This window comes from Alitabrizicola rongguiensis (assembly GCF_021491355.1).
In the GTDB taxonomy this organism is placed as follows: domain Bacteria; phylum Pseudomonadota; class Alphaproteobacteria; order Rhodobacterales; family Rhodobacteraceae; genus Aliitabrizicola; species Aliitabrizicola rongguiensis.
In genome coordinates this window covers 204,277-221,306 of sequence record NZ_JAKENF010000004.1, presented here as the reverse complement: position 1 = coordinate 221,306, position 17,030 = coordinate 204,277, and the positions used below count along the sequence as shown (strand labels likewise).

13 protein-coding genes are annotated in these 17,030 nt (G+C 65.7%); 1 reads left to right on the top strand and 12 read right to left on the bottom strand.

What is annotated here, in order from left to right; translation table 11 throughout:
- Positions 1-55: 55 nt before the first annotated feature.
- The 8 genes from L0V05_RS17190 to xdhA all read right to left on the bottom strand — a co-directional run bounded on the left by L0V05_RS17190 (position 56) and on the right by xdhA (position 8,997).
- Positions 56-526, bottom strand: a complete 471-nt coding sequence (locus tag L0V05_RS17190; RefSeq protein ID WP_234872671.1) for a GFA family protein — start codon at positions 524-526, stop codon at positions 56-58.
- A 16-nt stretch (positions 527-542) separates the two neighbouring features.
- Positions 543-1,310: a glycoside hydrolase family 25 protein gene (locus L0V05_RS17185; protein ID WP_406565989.1), complete on the bottom strand. Its 768-nt coding sequence runs from the start codon at positions 1,308-1,310 to the stop codon at positions 543-545.
- An 80-nt stretch (positions 1,311-1,390) separates the two neighbouring features.
- Positions 1,391-1,729, bottom strand: a complete 339-nt coding sequence (locus tag L0V05_RS17180; RefSeq protein WP_234872666.1) for a carboxymuconolactone decarboxylase family protein — start codon at positions 1,727-1,729, stop codon at positions 1,391-1,393.
- An 89-nt stretch (positions 1,730-1,818) separates the two neighbouring features.
- Positions 1,819-2,892: an NAD(P)/FAD-dependent oxidoreductase gene (locus L0V05_RS17175; protein WP_234872664.1), complete on the bottom strand. Its 1,074-nt coding sequence runs from the start codon at positions 2,890-2,892 to the stop codon at positions 1,819-1,821.
- Between the two features lie 107 nt (positions 2,893-2,999).
- Entirely contained in the window at positions 3,000-3,809 is an 810-nt protein-coding gene (locus L0V05_RS17170) for a hypothetical protein (RefSeq protein ID WP_234872662.1), read from the bottom strand.
- Between the two features lie 451 nt (positions 3,810-4,260).
- On the bottom strand, positions 4,261-5,208 hold the full coding sequence (gene xdhC, locus L0V05_RS17165) for a xanthine dehydrogenase accessory protein XdhC (protein WP_234872661.1): 948 nt from the start codon (positions 5,206-5,208) through the stop codon (positions 4,261-4,263).
- A complete protein-coding gene (gene xdhB, locus L0V05_RS17160) occupies positions 5,201-7,558 on the bottom strand; it encodes a xanthine dehydrogenase molybdopterin binding subunit (RefSeq protein ID WP_234872659.1) in 2,358 nt (785 codons plus the stop codon). Before xdhB ends, xdhC begins: the two co-directional genes overlap by 8 nt.
- Positions 7,555-8,997, bottom strand: a complete 1,443-nt coding sequence (xdhA, locus tag L0V05_RS17155; protein WP_234872657.1) for a xanthine dehydrogenase small subunit — start codon at positions 8,995-8,997, stop codon at positions 7,555-7,557. The genes xdhB and xdhA overlap by 4 nt, the downstream gene beginning before the upstream one ends.
- Before the next feature lie 220 nt (positions 8,998-9,217).
- Between xdhA and dnaE the strand changes: the two genes are divergently transcribed.
- Complete coding sequence (gene dnaE, locus L0V05_RS17150; RefSeq protein WP_234872655.1) at positions 9,218-12,718, top strand: DNA polymerase III subunit alpha; 3,501 nt, start codon at positions 9,218-9,220, stop codon at positions 12,716-12,718.
- A gap of 84 nt (positions 12,719-12,802) precedes the next feature.
- Here dnaE and feoB read toward each other — a convergent pair whose 3' ends face one another.
- The 4 genes from feoB to L0V05_RS17130 form a co-directional block, all read right to left on the bottom strand.
- Positions 12,803-14,671, bottom strand: coding sequence for a ferrous iron transport protein B (gene feoB, locus L0V05_RS17145; RefSeq protein ID WP_234872653.1), 1,869 nt, complete (start codon positions 14,669-14,671; stop codon positions 12,803-12,805).
- 6 nt (positions 14,672-14,677) lie between these two features.
- Positions 14,678-14,977: a FeoA family protein gene (locus tag L0V05_RS17140; RefSeq protein WP_234872651.1), complete on the bottom strand. Its 300-nt coding sequence runs from the start codon at positions 14,975-14,977 to the stop codon at positions 14,678-14,680.
- Positions 14,978-15,133: 156 nt separating this feature from the next.
- Positions 15,134-15,844: an ATP phosphoribosyltransferase gene (hisG, locus tag L0V05_RS17135; RefSeq protein WP_234872649.1), complete on the bottom strand. Its 711-nt coding sequence runs from the start codon at positions 15,842-15,844 to the stop codon at positions 15,134-15,136.
- On the bottom strand, positions 15,841-16,950 hold the full coding sequence (locus L0V05_RS17130; RefSeq protein ID WP_234872647.1) for an ATP phosphoribosyltransferase regulatory subunit: 1,110 nt from the start codon (positions 16,948-16,950) through the stop codon (positions 15,841-15,843). The genes hisG and L0V05_RS17130 overlap by 4 nt, the downstream gene beginning before the upstream one ends.
- Positions 16,951-17,030: the final 80 nt, after the last annotated feature.

The window sequence follows — 17,030 nt, the reverse complement described above, 5'->3', positions numbered from 1 at the left end:
GTCTGCGCGCCGCAACCCGCTCGTGCGGGCAAGGACAGCGGCGCGCCCAAAGCCCTCAGGTGGATGGGTCCTGCGTGCCGCGTTCGTTGGCGAACTCCTGCAACAGCGCCGGGAAGTCCGCCATTTCGGGGAAGGCCGCGTAACTGTGGCGGGCCGGGGTGCTGGCCCAGGGCAGGCGGGCCGAGGTCATCGTCTCGATGAACGGGTCGCACCAGTCGGGGCGATCGAACATGGTCGGCCGGACATTGACGATGTCGTCCATCCCGACGATACGGGTGAACATCCAGGTCTTGCAGTCCGGGCAGAAGTAGTGGTCAAGCTCGGGCCCCTGCGCTCCGCCCTTGACCGGAGTTCCGGCCACCACATGGAAGGCGGCCGCGGGAAAGATCGCGGTTAGGGAAAAGGCACTGGAGCTCATCCGCTGGCAGCCCCGGCAGTGGCAGGCGGCGGTCATCAGCGGCGGCGCTGAAACCTCGATCACCAGCCGACCACAGCGGCAGATGCCGGTTTGCGAGTCGAATTCCATCGCTCACCTCCCTTGACTACTGCGCATGGGCCTCCAGCCACTTGCGCCACTGGCGCGACGATCCGTTGAAGGTATTCAGATCAACCGGCCCGTCCACGCCCGGCGCGCGGCCGGTCCCGGTATACTGCCAGAAGGTCCAGCGGTGGTGGCCGCCATAGACATCTGCCGGATGACCTGCAACGGCACGGAGCCAGAAGTGGTAATCGCCGAGCTTCCACATCTCGTTCTCTTCCCAGAAGTCTATCGAGGTGTAGATGATCGGCTTGCGGCCGTAATGCGCCGTCAGCATGTCGAGGAAGATCTTCGCTTCGGATCGCACGGTCTCGGGAGGCGGGCGCAGGCGGCAGGAGGGGGAATAGCCGTTCCATTCCATGTCGAGCACGGGCGGCAGGTCGCCCGGTTCTGCCGGAACATGGTCTATGAACCACTGGGCCTGCTCCTGAGCTGTGCGGCAGTAGTAGTAGAAGTGATAGGCGCCAACCGGCACGCCAGCACGCCGAGCAGCCTCGCGGTTGGTCTGGAACATCGGATCGGCGAAATCGCCGCCCTCGGTGGCCTTTAGGAAGGCGAAGCCCACGCCGCCGCGGGCTGCCTCGTCAAAGTCGATGGCGCCCTGGAAGCGCGAGGCGTCGATGCCATGGATGTCGTAGTTGCTGGGCTTGTTCCGCCCGTGCCATTCGGTCGGGTCAACGTCGTCAAATCCCTTGGGGATTCCCGTGGGATGGCCGCCACCGCATCCCGCCAGCACCACAAGCAGAGCCGCCACCAGCGCCTTGCGCCCCAACCAAGCCATGTCCGCATTCCCCGTCTGTCCGGTTGCTTTCTGGCGTGACCGGGGCGGGTTGTCACGGGGGGATCGAAGGGTCAGGCGGCAGAAAGTTCATCCCAGCAGGCCAGCGCATGGGCGGCATACATCAGCGACGGTCCGCCCCCCATCTGGATCGACATGGCAAGGATGTCGCCAAGTTCCTCGCGCGTGGCACCGGATTTCATCAGTGCCTCGACATGGAAATTGATGCAGGGCTCGCAGCGCATGGCGATGGCGATGCCGAGGGCAACATATTCCTTTTCCTTAACGCCGAGCGGGCCGTTGTCCTTGGCCGCCGCCGAGAGCTGTGCAAATCCCTTGGCGACTTCGGGAATCAGCTTGTTCATGGCGCGCAGTTCGCTGCGCATCTCCGAAATCTTCTGCTTGTAGCTCATGGTCGCGTCCTTTCCTTTGCCCCGAGGTAGCGAAAGGCGACGCGGGTTGAATTGACCTCGATCAATTCGGATGCATAAAAAAGAATGTGTTAGCCAAACCGGGCGGGATCGAGCGCATCGACCAGGGCGGCCGACAGGTCTGAGGTCCGTCCGCCGATCAGGTCTGCCGTAAGCTGGCTTGCGGCGGCCGAAGACTGGAACCCATAGCCGCCCTGACCCGCCAACCAGAAGAAATCCGGTTCTCTCTTGTCGCGTCCGATCACCAGCACACGATCCGGCGAAAAGGTGCGCAGGCCGGCCCAGCTCGAGATCAGTCGCGTCACCGGTTCCGTCACCATCTCTTCGTAGCGCGCCAGACCCTCGGCCAGGACCATGTCGTCGGCCCAAGCGTCATGCGGATCCATCGGGTGCTCTTCGGCAGGCGAGACGATCAGCGCGCCCGCATCGGGCTTGGCATACCAGCTCTCGCCCGCCCCGAACATCATAGGCCAGGAACGCAGGTCATTTCCGCCGGGGGCCGGTATGCGGGCGATCGAACGTCGCATCGGCTGAAGTCCCAAGGGGGGGACCCCTGCCATCTTTGCCAGATCGTCCGCCCAGGCGCCGGCGGCGTTCACGAGCAGCCGGGTGCGAAACTCGCCTTTTGATGTAATGACCACCCAACCAGATGAGTCGCGCCGGATGGCCGTGACGGGCGCGGAGGTTTCAATGACCCCGCCATTGGCACGGGCTTCGCTGGCAAAATTCTGGATCAGACGGTCGGTATCTATGTCCCAGGCATGGTCGGCCCAGGCGGCATGCGAAACAACTTCGGTGTTGATCACCGGAACGCGCTCGGCAGCCACTTGAACATCGATCACATCGAGGCTGTAGGATCTGACATCCTTCCGGAACGTCTCCGCCTGGTCTGGTCGTGCGAGAACCATCATCCCCCGCGGAGAGAGAAGTCCTGGCACGGACCGGAAATACTCCCCGCTTGCCACCGTCAGTTCGACAACAGCTCCAGAGCCATAGCATGGTTCATACAGAGCCGCCGACCGGCCGGAGGTGTGATAGGCGAGTCCCGGCTCTGCTTCGAGCAAGACGACACTGCCCAGATGCGACAGGCGCGCTGCCGCCGAAACGCCGGCGATCCCGCCGCCAATGATGAGGAAGTCGATCATTGCAGCAAGCTGCCCGGCGGCAAGAAAGATTTCAAGAGGGAGTTGATGCAAGAAAAAAGGCCCGGCTTGGCCGGGCCTTCATCAGGTCTGAAATCGGGCTCGGGGTATCAGGCCCGCCGCGCCCGCCCTATTGCGGCAAAAGCCGCCAAACCTGCAGCAAGCATCCCGAGCGCGCCCGGCAGCGGAACTGGCGCCGGCGGAACATAGGTCATGAGGTCCTGCGTCGTGTCTCGTCCGGCGGTATCGACCGGAACGGTGAGGATCTTCAGCCCAGCCGTCGACAGCTCCCACCCCTTTGTGCCGAGTTTCGACAGCCAGTCATTCGCAGTCGCGATCGAGGTGGCCTGCAGATACTTGCTCGGCGCGCGAACGCGGAAGTTCTTGTCGGCGGGACCTACCTCGTAGACGCTCAGATGTGGTCTGGTCTCGGCGACGATTTCCCAGGCGGCCAACTGGAAGGCGACGGCATTCTCGATGCTGTCATCCATCAGGTCCCACGCGCCCTTGGCCAACGCACCGAGCATCTTGAGCCGTTCGAGGCTGAGCGACTTGATGCCGGAGGTGATTTCATCATGCAGGGTGTAATCGCCGACAAGCGAGGTGCCGCTGCGCTTCAGATAGGTGAAAGGGGTGATGCAGAAGCCAATGAACTTCTCGAAGGCTCCCTTGGTGCCATCGCCGATTGTGCCATTGCCATCGATGTCGAGGTGGCTTTGCAGCTGGAACGCGCCCGCCAGTCCCGTCATGTAATCATGCGGGTCGGGGGTCGTGGTGTTGAAGATCATTACCCTGGTGCCGCCGAGTTTGCCGGCGTCGCCCGTGAAGATGTCACTTGTCTGCTGGGTGACGGTCGCGGCATGGGCCGAAAACGGCGTGGCCAGGGTGGCAGCAATTGCCAGAACCTTTACGAATTTCATCTCGAAACTTCCTTACTTTCGCCCAAATCGCCCCCGCGCAAATTCGAGGTTGCATCGCCGGGCGGGAAGGTCAAACGCCGTAAGTTCAAGTGATTGCGAGCTTCGTGAACGCCCAGATCCCGCCTACAACCAAGGGGGGAGCGGGCTTGCATCCGATTCTCGCGTTTTGGAGCGGCGATCTTGCCAAATGGTGCTGCAGTCCAATCAATCCTCGGGTTTGCCTTGCACTGTCCTGCTGGTGAGGACAGTCGCGCGCAATTTGGCTCGTGGCACGGTCAAGGCTGCCGCCCCGAACCGGCCACGAACACGAAACAGGGTGTTTCCGGGGCGGGATTGGGGCGGCAATGCGGCAAAGCTATGGCCGGATACAGGCAGGAACCAATCGGCGGAACTGTCGCGGATTGATGAATCTGCGGTCGCGCACCGTGTGGTCTGATTCGGCTACGAAGGGCTAAACCGCGTCGCGCGTCTCGGTCTCCGAGCGGCGCTGCAAACCACCCTTGATCAGGGCCACTCCAACGCCCAGGGCAATAGCCTGCGGATGTTTGCCAAGGGTGCGGTCGCCGATCGGACATACAATCTGCGAGATCGCCTGCGGCGAATGTCCAAGCGCGGCAAGACGGCCTCGGAACCGCGCCCATTTCGTGGCCGAGCCGATCAGCCCGCAGCCAGCGAAGCCACGAAGAAGCAGGCGGTGGCAGAGTTCCAGATCCAGGGCATGGGAATAGGTGAGGATCAGGTGCTCAGCCTCGCGAGGGGCATGATCGGCCAGAACGGCCGGATCGGCTGCCGGAATGGCCCGGACACCTTCAGGGACCAGAGGTGGAAAACGATCGGCGGCGACGTCGATCCAGGTGACGGCGAAGTCCGGCAGCGGCGTGAAGACGGACACCAGCGCTCGCCCGACATGGCCGGCCCCCCAGATCCAGAGCTGGCGGGTGGGCTGCGCAACCGGTTCGATCATCCAGCCCTGAACAAGCGCGGGCTCGGGTGCAACGCCTTCGCCCCTGGCCTTGGCCAGCAGGCGCTTGACGGCCAGCGGCATCGGCCGGCCATCCACGGCACGTGCGATCACCGTCTCGCCCTCCAGCGCGGGAAGCGTCGTGGCGTCATGGACCTCCGTCAACACCGTGACGGAGCCGCCACAGCACTGACCGAGCCGCGGCCCGAGCGCCTCATGGTCAAGGCGATGACCGCCCTCCGGCAGCATCGCCAGCGCGCGCTGAGTCGCCTCCCATTCCAGCGCACCGCCACCGATGGTGCCTGCGCTACCGCCCGGCCAAACCAGCATCGAGGCGCCGACTTCGCGCGGGGAGGAGCCCAGCACCGCGGCGATCACCACCCGCACCACGCGGCCATGGGCCGCAACGGCGGCGCGAAGGGCAACCAGGTCAAACATCGCCGCGCTGCCGCTTGACCGCCATCAGGATGCGCTCGGCCGTCGCCGGGGCATCGAGATCGGGATAGATCGACCCGTCGCCGCAGGCCGCAACCGCGTCGGACAGGGCGAGGAACGCTGAGATGCCAAGGTTGAAGGGCGGCTCGCCTACGGCCTTGGAACGGCCGACGGTATCCTCGCGGTTCGGGCGGTCCCAGAGCGCGACGTTGAAGACGCGCGGTCGGTCGGAACAGGCCGGGATCTTGTAGGTTGACGGCGCATGGGTGCGGAGCCGCCCCTTGTCATCCCAGACCAGTTCCTCGGTTGTGAGCCAGCCCGCGCCCTGCACATAGGCGCCCTCGACCTGGCCAATGTCGATGGCCGGGTTCAGGCTGTGGCCGGTGTCATGCAGGATGTCGGTCCGCAGAATGCGGTTCTCGCCGGTCAGCGTGTCGATCACCACCTCGGTCACCGCCGCACCATAGGCGAAGTACAGGAAGGGGCGACCCTGCCCCTTGACCCGGTCCCAGGTGATCTTCGGTGTCTTGTAGTAGCCGGTCGAGGAGAGCGAGATGCGCGACTGGTAGGCCATCGCCGCGACCTCGGCAAAGCTGTAATCGGCACCGCCCACCTGCACCCGGCCATCTGCGAAGCGGACCTGCGTAGGATCGGCCTGGTGCTTCTCCGCCAGATGCGCGGCCATTCGCTCCTTGATCGTCTCGCAGGCGATCTTGATCGCCATGCCGTTCATGTCGGCGCCCGACGAGGCCGCGGTGGCCGAGGTATTGGGCACCAGCGCCGTATCGGTCGCGGTGATCTTGACCATCCCGGCATCGACGCCGAAGACGCCGGCCGCTACCTGCGCGATCTTCTGGAACAGGCCCTGTCCCATCTCGGTCCCGCCGTGGTTCATGCGGATCGAGCCGTCCTGATAGACATGCACCAAGGCACCCGCCTGGTTGAGCCATGTCAGCGTGAAGGAAATGCCGAACTTCACCGGCACCATCGAGATGCCACGCTTGAGAACCGGGCTGGTCTTGTTCCACTCCCGGATCGCCTCGCGGCGCGCAGTGTAGCCCGAGGTCTCGGCAAGCTTCGCCGTCATGGCATGGCCGATGAAATCCTCGATCGGCATCAGGTAGGGCGTCGTCTGCGGCTGGAGCTCTTCGGCTTTCGGCGAATGCGGGCCGCCATAGCGGTGGCCGTGACCGGGGCCCTCAACGACGTCGTTCTCGCGGTAGAAGTTCACCCGGCGGACCTCGAGCGGATCCTTCTTCAGCGCATGGGCGATGTGGTCCATCACCCGCTCGATGCCGATGATCCCCTGCGGCCCGCCGAAGCCGCGATAGGCGGTGGCGGACTGGGTGTTGGTTTTCAGCCGGTGGCTTTCGATCCGGACATGCGGCAGCCAGTAGGCGTTGTCGGCATGCAGCATCGCCCGGTCGGCGACGGGCAGCGACAGGTCCTGGCTCCAGCCGCAGCGGAAGAGATGCAGGAACTCGATCCCGGTCAGCTTGCCGGTATCGTCGAAGCCCGCCTTGTAACCGATGGCGAGGTCGTGGCGTTTGCCGGTGATGACCATGTCGTCATCGCGGTCGTAGCGCAGCTTGCAGGGCCGCCCGGTGCGCGCGGCGGCAATCGCGCAGGCAACGGCCAGCGCGTTGCCCTGGCTTTCCTTGCCGCCGAAGCCGCCGCCCATGCGGCGCACCTCGACCCGCACCGCGCTCATCGGCAGATGCAGCGCGTGGGCGACCTTGTGCTGGATCTCGGTCGGGTGCTGCGACGAGGCATGGACGAGCATGTCGCCATTCTCGAGTGGCAGGGCGAGGGCGACCTGGCCTTCGAGGTAGAAATGCTCCTGCCCGCCAACCTCCATCCGGCCTTCGACGACATGCGGGGATTTTGCAAGCGCCCCGGCGGCATCGCCGCGGGTCCAGATGCTGGGCCCGGATTCGAAGCGGCTGTTCGCAGCGAGCGCCTGATCCACGGTCAGAAGGGCCGGAAGTTCCTCGATGTCATACTTCGCCTTCTTCACCGCCTTGCGGGCGGCAAGGTGGCTTTCGGCGGCGACGAGGAACACCTGCTGGCCGACGTAGTGCACCGTGCCGGTGGCGAGTAGCGGCTCATCCTCGGCCGAGGGCGAGCAGTCGGGCATAGGATCGAAATCCTCGGCCGACCAGACGCCGACGACGCCGGGCGAAGAGCGGACGGCGGACAGGTCGAGCGCGCGGATGCGGCCATGCGCCACCGGCGAGAGGCCGAAGGCGAGGTGCAGCGTGCCGGCTGGCGTCGGGATGTCATCGACATAGCGCGCGGTCCCGGTGACATGCAGCGGCCCGGAATCATGCGGAAGGGGTTTGCCCAGGCTCATGCGCGCACCTCCAGCGGGTCGAGGTCAAGGATCCGGGGCGTCTGGTGGGAAAGCTCGAGGGCGTAGCGGACAAGCATGTTCCCTGCCGCCTCCAGCCGATAGCCGGCCGATGCGCGCATGTCGGTCATCGGCGTGAAGTCCTGTGCAAAGAGCGGCTTTACCGCCTCGGCTGTGCTGCGGTCGAGCGGCTTGCCGATCAGCGCCTGCTCGACCGTTGTCGCCCGCTTCGGGATGCCTGCCATGCCGCCGAAAGCGATGCGCGCAGACGAAACGAGACCGGCTTCGGTCGTGACGTTGAAGCAGCCGCACACAGCCGAGATGTCCTGGTCGAAGCGCTTGGACAGCTTGTAGCAGCGCAGGGCGGGGGCCGTGGCCGGGATGCTGACGGCCTCGACGAATTCGCCCGGCTGGCGGTCCTGCTTGCGGTAGTCGAGGAAGAAATCCTCCAGCGGGATCGAGCGGCGGCTGTCGCCCTTGCGGAGGTGGAGCGTGGCGCCGAGCGCGATCAGCGCGGGCGGGCCGTCGCCGATCGGCGAGCCATTGGCGATGTTGCCGCCTATGGTCGCGGCGTTGCGGACCTGCACCGAGGCATAGCGGCGGAGAAGCTCGGCGAAGTCGGGATGCGGGCCTTTCATCGCCTCAAGCAGGTCGCTGACCGTGACGCCTGCGCCGATCCGGATCTCGGTCCCGGTCGTCTCGATCCGCTTCAGCTCAGTGATCCCGTTCAGGAAGGCGACAGGGGCGAGGTCCATCAGCGCCTTGGTCACCCAGAGGCCGACATCGGTCGCCCCGGCGATCAGGGTCGCATTCGGGTTGGCTGCGTACCAGCGCGCCAGTTCGTCGGTCGTTGAGGGGCGGAAGGCGTCGGACGTGGAGCTGTCTGCCCCCCGCGCGGCCATTCCGGCCGCTTCCCCCGAGGGTATTTTGGCCAAGAAGAAGCCGGGGTCGGTTTCCTGTTTGAGCCAGTCCGGGACGGGCACATCAGCGGCGGCCTCGGCCGCACGGATGATCGGGGCGTAGCCGGTGCAGCGGCAGAGGTTCCCGGCGAGCACGTCGTCATGGTCGGTGCGGTGGTTCAGGTGGCCGGTCGCCATCGCCATGACGAAGCCCGGAGTGCAGAAACCGCATTGCGAGCCGTGATGGTCAACCATCGCCTGCTGGACGGGGTGGAGCGTGCCATCGGGGGCCGTCAGCCCCTCGACCGTGCGGACGGCCTTGCCGTGCAGCTGGGGGAGGAACAGGATGCAGGCGTTGAGCGCTCGCGTTCCCGCTTCGTCGCTGACCATGACGGTACAGGCGCCGCAGTCGCCCTCGTTGCAGCCTTCCTTGGTGCCCGTCAGGCCGCGTGTTTCGCGCAGCCAGTCGAGGAGGGTGCGCGTCGAGGGTTCATCCGCGATGCGAACCGGCGTTCCGTTCAAGAGAAACGCTGTCTCAGCCATGTGCAAACCTGCCGCCTTCTCTTCGCCCGGGGCCGATGCGCGCCCGCCCGATGCGGCGTAAAGCGGGGCGCGCGCCCTTGATGCCCATATCTTCATCAAATGCCGCGCCCTGCCCACAACGCAAGCGGAACCTTTCCGGCTTTGCCAATGTCACTTTCGCCTTTTGCCGAAAAGCGGAGCGGGCCTTGCGGTGCCATGCCCGGTCGTTAGGCTGTGCGCCATGACCGACGCGCCGCGATTCATCCATCTGAGGGTCCATACCGAGTATTCGCTGCTGGAAGGCGCGGTGCCGGTGAAGAAGCTGGTCAAGCTCTGCGAGGCGGCGTCGATGCCGGCGGTTGCGGTGACCGACACCAACAACATGTTCGCCGCGCTGGAATTCTCGGTGACCGCGACGGGGGCCGGGGTGCAGCCGATCGTCGGCTGCCAGGTCTCGGTCGCCTACGAGGCGCAAGCGCCGGGGGAAAAGCCGCGCCCGCCGGCGCCGATCGTGCTGCTCGCCCAGTCCGAGGCGGGCTACATGAACCTGATGAAGCTGAACTCCTGCCTCTACATCGACAAGGGTGGGCAGCTTCCTCAGGTGACGATTGACGAGTTGCAGGCGCATGCCGACGGGCTGATCTGCCTGACAGGCGGGGCAGAGGGGCCGGTCGGGCGGTTTCTGCAGGCCGGGCAGGAGGCGAAGGCGCGGGCGCTGCTGCAACGCATGGCGGCGATCTGGCCGGACCGGCTCTATGTCGAGTTGCAGCGCCATCCGGGCGAGGGCGGGCTGACGACCGAGGCCGAGCGGGCGACTGAGCCGGGGCTGGTGACGCTGGCCTATGAGCTGGGCCTGCCGCTGGTGGCGACGAACGACGTCTATTTCCCGAAATCGGAAATGTTCGAGGCGCATGACGCGATGATCTGCATCGCCGAGGGCGCCTATGTCGACCAGCAGGCGCCGCGCCGGCGGCTGACGCCGCAGCACTACTTCAAGTCCGAAGCCGAAATGTGCGCGCTCTTCGCCGACCTGCCCGAGGCGCTTGAGAATACCGTCGAGATCGCCCGGCGCTGCGCCTATGCCGCGAAGAAACGCAAGCCGATCCTGCCGAAATTCGCCGATGACGAGGTGGAGGAATTGCGCCGCCAAGCCTGGGAAGGGCTTCGGGCACGGCTGGCGGTCATCCCCCATGCGGTCAGTGTTCAGGAGTACGAGGACCGGCTGGCCTTCGAGCTGGGCATCATCGAGCAGATGGGGTTCCCCGGCTACTTCCTGATCGTGGCCGACTTCATCAAATGGGCCAAGGCGCACGGCATCCCGGTCGGCCCCGGCCGGGGGTCGGGCGCCGGCAGTCTGGTGGCCTATGCCTTGACCATCACTGATCTTGACCCCCTGCGCTATTCGCTGCTGTTCGAACGCTTCCTGAACCCCGAGCGGGTCAGCATGCCGGACTTCGACATCGACTTCTGCATGGACCGGCGGGAAGAGGTGATCCGCTATGTGCAGGAGCGCTACGGGCGCGAGAAGGTCGGGCAGATCATCACCTTCGGCGCGCTTCTGTCGAAGGCGGCGGTGCGCGACGTCGGTCGGGTGCTCCAGATGTCCTACGGGCAGGTCGACCGGCTGTCGAAGCTGATCCCTGTCGAGGGAGTGAAGCCCGTCTCGATCACCAAGGCTTTGGCCGACGAGCCGCGCCTGCGCGAGGCGGCAAAGGAAGAGGTCGTGGGCCGCCTTCTGACCTATGCCGAGCAGATCGAGGGGCTTTTGCGCAATGCCTCGACCCACGCCGCGGGGGTGGTGATCGGCGACCGGCCGCTGGACGAACTGGTGCCGCTGTACCAGGATCCGCGCTCGGACATGCCCGCGACGCAGTTCAACATGAAATGGGTCGAGGCGGCGGGGCTGGTGAAGTTCGACTTCCTTGGGCTCAAGACACTGACCGTGATCCAGAACGCCATTGACCTCATCAAGGCCGGGGGGCGGCATCTGCACGAGGCGGCGGATGGGCGTCGGCTCTATGACCCGAAGCCCGAGGCGGTCGATGACATCGGGCATATCCCGCTCGACGACAAGCCAAGCTACGAGCTTTACGCGGCGGCCAAGACGGTGGCGGTATTCCAGGTCGAAAGCTCGGGGATGATGGATGCGCTGCGGCGCATGAAGCCAACTTGCATCGAGGACATCGTGGCGCTGGTGGCGCTGTACCGCCCCGGCCCGATGGAGAACATCCCGACCTATTGCGAGGTGAAGAACGGGCTCAGGGAGATCGAGTCGATCCATCCGACGATCGACCACATCCTGGCCGAAACGCAGGGCATCATCGTCTACCAGGAACAGGTGATGCAGATCGCGCAGGTCATGGCGGGCTATTCGCTCGGCGGTGCCGACCTGCTGCGCCGCGCCATGGGCAAGAAGATCGCCGAGGAAATGGCCAAGGAGCGCCCGAAGTTCATCGAGGGTTGCACGAAAACCCACGGCATCGATGCGAAGAAATCGGGTGAGGTCTTCGACCTGCTCGAGAAGTTCGCCAACTATGGCTTCAACAAGTCGCACGCGGCGGCCTATGCCGTGGTCAGCTACCAGACCGCCTGGCTGAAGGCGAACCACCCGGTCGAGTTCATGGCGGCGGTCATGAACTGCGATATCCACCTGACCGACAAGCTGGCCGTGTACAAACGCGAGATCGACAAGCTGGGCATCCGCACCGTCGCGCCCTGCGTCAACGCCTCGCAGGCGACCTTCTCGGTCAAGGACGGGGCAGTGGTCTATGCGCTCGGGGCGCTGAAGAACGTTGGCGTCGAGGCGATGCGGATGATCGTCGAGGCGCGCGGGGACAAACCCTTCGTCAATCTCTTTGACGTGGCGCGGCGTGTGGATCTGAAACGGGTGGGCAAGCGGTCGCTGGAAATGCTGGCGCGGGCGGGGGCGTTCGACGTGCTCGACCGAAACCGGGCGCGGGTCTTCGAGGCGCTGGATGCGCTGGTGGCCTATTCGGCGGCGATCCACGAGGCGCAGGGTTCGGCGCAGGTGTCGCTCTTCGGCGAGGCCGGCGCTGACCTGCCCGAGCCGCGGCTGGCGAACCGGGACGACTGGCTGCCGGTCGAGCGGCTGGCCGAGGAACACAAGGCGATCGGCTTCTACCTGTCAGGCCATCCGCTGGACGACTACTTGTCGAGCCTGAAGCGCCGAGATGTGCGGACGCTGACCGAGGTTGCGGCTGCTGCCGAGCGCGGGCCGCTGGTTGCCAAGATCGCCGGATCAGTCTCGGGCCGGCAGGAGCGGAAGTCGGCCAAGGGCAACCGCTTTGCCTTCGCGCAACTGTCCGATCCGACCGGGCTTTACGAAGTCACGATCTTTTCCGACGTGCTTGAGGCGGCGCGCGATCACCTGGAGCCCGGGCGGAATGTGGTGCTGACGGTCGAGGCAACGCTGGAGGGCGAGACTCTGAAGCTACTGGCCCGCGCGGTGCAGCCGATCGATCAGGTGGCGGCCGAGGCGGGCGGTGCGGCCGGCCTGCGCATCCATCTGGACCGGGTCGAGGCGGCGGCCTCGGTCGCGGCGCTGTTCGAACGGGTCAAGACCGACTCCGCTCGCGCGCGCGGCACCGTCATGATCTGTGTCGCCGATCCCGATACCGGTGAGGAGATCGACCTGGAACTGCCGCAGGGCCTGCCGGTCACGCCGCAGGTGCGGGGGGCGCTCAGGGCGATCTCGGGTGTGCGGGCAGTCGAAGAGATCTAGATTCGGCGCGGAGACGATTTTTCTGCGAAAAATCTGGCATGCTGGCTGGGGCAGAGCCTGATTTCTCGCAGAAAAATCGTCGGTTCAACCCCAACCCATGGCAACGGCGCCGTTGTAGATCAGGAACGACCCGATCCAGGCGAGCGCGAACATGTAGGCGAAGGTGGCCCACATCCAGCGCTGGCCACCGGTCTCTCGCCGGATAACGGCGAGGGTCGAGATGCATTGCGGGGCGAAGATGTACCAGACCAGCAGCGACAGCGCGGTCGCGAGGCTCCAGTTATGGGCAAGGACAGAGCCGAGATTGGCGCCATCCCCTCCCACCGCATAGACCGTTGCCAGGCCCGAGACGGCGATTTCGCGCGCCGCCATGCCGGGGATCAGCGCTACCGAGATCTGCCAGTTGAAGCCGATCGGGGAGAGGATCGGTTCGATCAGGTGACCGAGTTTCGCGGCGAAAGAATAGTAGATTGCAGGCTCGGTCGCGTCGGGAGGTGCACCGGGCAGTGTTGCCAGCACCCAGATCAATACGGTCATTGCGAAGATCGTCGTGCCTGCACGCCGCAGGAAGGCGCGCGCCCGCTGCCAGAGGCCGATCGCCACCGATTTCGGCCGCGGCATCTTGTAGTCCGGGAGATCGAGCATGAAGGGCGGGCTTGGCGTATGGCGCCAGACCAGCATCTTGGCGGCGAAAGAGACTGCCAGTGCCGAGGCAATTCCGGCGACGTACAGCGCGAACATCACCAGACCCTGGAGGTTCAGCACCCCGAAGACCGGTCGCGCAGGAATGAAGGCGGCGATGATGAGCGTATAGACCGGGATCCGCGCCGAACAGGTCATCAGCGGTGCCACAAGGATCGTTGTCAGCCGATCGCGTCGGTTCTCGATGACCCTGGCCGACATGATCCCCGGTACGGCGCAGGCAAAGGACGACAGGAGCGGGATGAAGGCGCGGCCATGCAGCCCGGCCCCGCCCATGATGCGGTCCATCAGGAAGGCCGCGCGGGCCATGTAGCCGAGGTCTTCCAGAAGCAGGATGAACAGGAACAGCACAAGGATTTGCGGCAGGAAGATGATCACCCCGCCGACGCCGGCGATCACCGCATCCAGCAGGAACGAGCGCAGGATACCGTCGGGAAGATGGGTGGAGATTGCGCTGCCAAGCGCGGCAAAGGCGGTGTCGATCAGGTCCATCGCGGGTTGCGCCCAGCTGAACACCGCCTGGAACATCAGGAACAGGATCACCAGCAGACAGACAAGGCCGAGCACGGGATGCAGCAGCACCTTGTCGATGCGGTGGGTCAGCGTGTCGGGTTCGGGCGGCAGCGTGATGGCGCGGGCGATCAGCCGGTCCGCCTCGCGGTGGCTTTGGCGCAGGTCCGAGGCCGAGGGTGGACTCCACAAGTTCTCACTTGCGGGCGGAACCCCTTCGTCCAGCGTCGCCTGCAATTGCGCCAGCAGGGCATCGAGTCCGCCCTTGCGAACGGAATTGGCGGTAACCACCGGCACACCGAGCTTGTCCTGCATTGCCGCTGTATCGATCTCGATCCCGCGATGGCGGGCGATGTCGATCATGTTGAAGACGACGATCATCGGCAGCCCGACCGTGACCAGTTCCATCGCCAGCCGAAGCCCGGTCTTGGGCGATGAGGCATCGACGACCGCGATCAGCAGGTCCGGCACGGGCTCGCCCGGGCGCCGGCCAAGGATCACGTCGCGGGTGACTTCTTCATCCGGGCTGCGGGCCCGAAGCGAATGCGTGCCAGGCAGGTCGACAAGGTTGATCTCGGCGCCGGAAGCCAGGCGGGCGATGCCGGTCTTCCGTTCGACCGTCACGCCCGAATAATTCGCGACCTTCTGGCGGCTGCCAGTCAGCGCGTTGAAAAGTGCCGTCTTGCCGCAGTTGGGTGGGCCGGCAATGGCAAAGCGCGGGCGGGAGGCGGGCAGGGTCATGTCGGATCAGGAGACGAGGATCGCCATCGCCTCTCGCCGCCGCAACGCAACGGTCGCCCCGTTGACCTGCACCGCGATCGGGTCTCGTCCGAACAGACCTTCGTGCAGGATGCGCACCCTGGCCCCTTCGACGAAGCCGAGTTCGATCAGTCTGCGCTCCAGCTCCTCGGGGGGCAGGGCACCTGTGTCATGGTTCGCGCTGATGTGGTGAACATGGCCAGTGAACCCCCGATCAAGATTCCCGAGCGGACGAGGCGCCTCGGAGCCGTGGCCGGCATGGCGATCCGGATGTGCCGGGGTGTTCATGGGTGCAGTCCTCACGGCCGAGAGCCTGCCGACCCTTCTGGCTAATCCGACTGGAATAGTCAAGAAAGGGGCTGCCGTCTGGCTCGCTGTTGGCATGGTGCTGGTCCAGTCACGATCCTGCCGAGCGAAAGCGTCGCCTGGCGCCAGGCTGATTGGTCAGAGACCAACGGGAACCTCAAGCCCAAGGCAGCTGGCAATACGTTCCAGCGCCTGCCGCTCCGCAACAAGCCATTCGGCATGGCGGGCGGCATAGAGAGTCGCCTCGGAACTGTGGACCAGGCCGTCGGACAGGATCTTGAGGTGGTTGGCCCGCAGCGTCTCGCCGGTCGAGGTGATGTCGGCGATTGCCTCGGCAGTCAGATTCTTGACGGTCCCCTCGGTCGCCCCCTGGCTGTCGACGAGCTGATAGTCGGCTATGCCCTGCTCGGTCAGAAAATCGCGGACGAGGCGGTGATACTTGGTCGCGATCCGCAGGCGATGGCCATGGGTAGCGCGGAAGGCCGCCGCCGCGGCGTCGAGGTCATCAAGCGTGTCGACGTCGATCCAGGCCATTGGAACGGCAATGATGAGGTCGGCATGGCCGAAGCCGAGCCGGGCCAGTTCGGCAACCTGTGATGGCCAGTCGGCAAGCTTGTCGCGGATCAGGTCCGATCCGGTGACGCCGAGATGGATGCGCCCGGCGGCCAGCTCGCGGGGAATCTCGCCGGCGGACAAAAGCACGAGGTCGACGCCTTCGATGCCATCGACGGCGCCGGAATACTCCCGCTCGGTGCCGGCGCGACGCATGATCAGCCCCCGCGTGCCGAACCAGTCGAAGGTCTTGTCCATGAGCCGGCCCTTCGAGGGCACGCCTATCTTGAGCGTCAAGGCTTGCCCCCTTTCAGCGCGGCGACGAGGGCGGGGCGGATCACGCCGCCCACTGCCGGAATCTCGCGCCCCTGTCCCAGAACCGAGGTCAGCGCATCGTAGCGGCCGCCCGAGGCGACGGGGGGCCAGCCGGGCAGGTCGGCAAGGAAGCTGAAGACGAAGCCGTCGTAGTATTCCAGCGTCGTACGGCCGTGGCTGGCCTCGAAGGGCAAGCTGCCGGTCGCGACCCCCTGTCTTTCAAGCGCGACGAGGCGGTCTGCAAACCGGTCCACGGCTGGGCCGATCGCGGGCAGATCCACGGTGATGTCGCGCAAATGGGAGAGGGCGACCGGGGCCGAACCTTCCAGCGACAGGAGATCGTCGAGAATGCCAGCTTCGGTGGCCGAGATCGGGGGCGTGTCTGCATCCTCGATCAGTGCCCGGGCGCGAGCCGCGACTTCCTCGGGCGCGCGCAGGCCGACGAAGGGGCCGGCGGCATCGATCAGCGCCTCGGGGCTGTCCGAGGCGAGCCGGTCAAGCAGGCGGGCGCGGGCCTCCGGCAGGGGCGTGCGGCCCGAGAAGCGGTCGAGCAGCGCGCGGAAACGGCGGGGGCGCCAGACATGGCGGGTCAGCGCCGCCTTGCGGCGGTCAGATGTCTTCAGTCCGCGGATCGCGGCAAGGATGATGCCCAGGTCGCCAGTAACCGGGCGAAGATCCAGCGGCGCCAGCAGCCGGGCAAACAGGGCGAAGACCTCGGCATCGGCCTCGACCGGGTTCTGTCTGGCGAAAAGCTCGAACCCGACCTGAAGGTATTCGCTCGCCCGTGCCTCGGTGGGCGTGTCCTGCTTTCGGAAGACCTCGCCGCGATAGGCGTAGCGCGCGGGTTCCCGGTTCTGCGCCATGTGCATCTGCACGACGGGCACGGTGAAATCGGGACGCAGCATCATCTCACCACGCAGCGGGTCCTGCGTGACATAGGCGCGGGCGCGGATGTCCTCGCCGTAGAGGTCGAGCAGGATGTCGGCGGGCTGAAGGATGTCGGTCTCGACCGGCTCGGCGCCCGCGTCGAGGAAGGCGGTGAACAGGCGCTCTGCCTCGGCGCGCTCGGTGGCGCGGGGGGCGGTCATGATGCAGCCCCGTCGAGCCTGACCGTGGAGGTGTGGCGCCGGAGCGCGGAACGCGCGACACGCGCCCGACCCGCCCCCCC

What these genes read in the sequence shown, in the direction of transcription:
- L0V05_RS17190 (WP_234872671.1), bottom strand. Translation starts at nt 526, where the DNA reads ATGGAATTCGACTCGCAAACCGGCATCTGCCGCTGTGGTCGGCTGGTG.
- L0V05_RS17180 (WP_234872666.1), bottom strand. Translation starts at nt 1,729, where the DNA reads ATGAGCTACAAGCAGAAGATTTCGGAGATGCGCAGCGAACTGCGCGCC.
- L0V05_RS17175 (WP_234872664.1), bottom strand. Translation starts at nt 2,892, where the DNA reads ATGATCGACTTCCTCATCATTGGCGGCGGGATCGCCGGCGTTTCGGCG.
- L0V05_RS17170 (WP_234872662.1), bottom strand. Translation starts at nt 3,809, where the DNA reads ATGAAATTCGTAAAGGTTCTGGCAATTGCTGCCACCCTGGCCACGCCG.
- xdhC (WP_234872661.1), bottom strand. Translation starts at nt 5,208, where the DNA reads ATGTTTGACCTGGTTGCCCTTCGCGCCGCCGTTGCGGCCCATGGCCGC.
- xdhB (WP_234872659.1), bottom strand. Translation starts at nt 7,558, where the DNA reads ATGAGCCTGGGCAAACCCCTTCCGCATGATTCCGGGCCGCTGCATGTC.
- xdhA (WP_234872657.1), bottom strand. Translation starts at nt 8,997, where the DNA reads ATGGCTGAGACAGCGTTTCTCTTGAACGGAACGCCGGTTCGCATCGCG.
- dnaE (WP_234872655.1), top strand. Translation starts at nt 9,218, where the DNA reads ATGACCGACGCGCCGCGATTCATCCATCTGAGGGTCCATACCGAGTAT.
- feoB (WP_234872653.1), bottom strand. Translation starts at nt 14,671, where the DNA reads ATGACCCTGCCCGCCTCCCGCCCGCGCTTTGCCATTGCCGGCCCACCC.
- L0V05_RS17140 (WP_234872651.1), bottom strand. Translation starts at nt 14,977, where the DNA reads ATGAACACCCCGGCACATCCGGATCGCCATGCCGGCCACGGCTCCGAG.
- L0V05_RS17130 (WP_234872647.1), bottom strand. Translation starts at nt 16,950, where the DNA reads ATGACCGCCCCCCGCGCCACCGAGCGCGCCGAGGCAGAGCGCCTGTTC.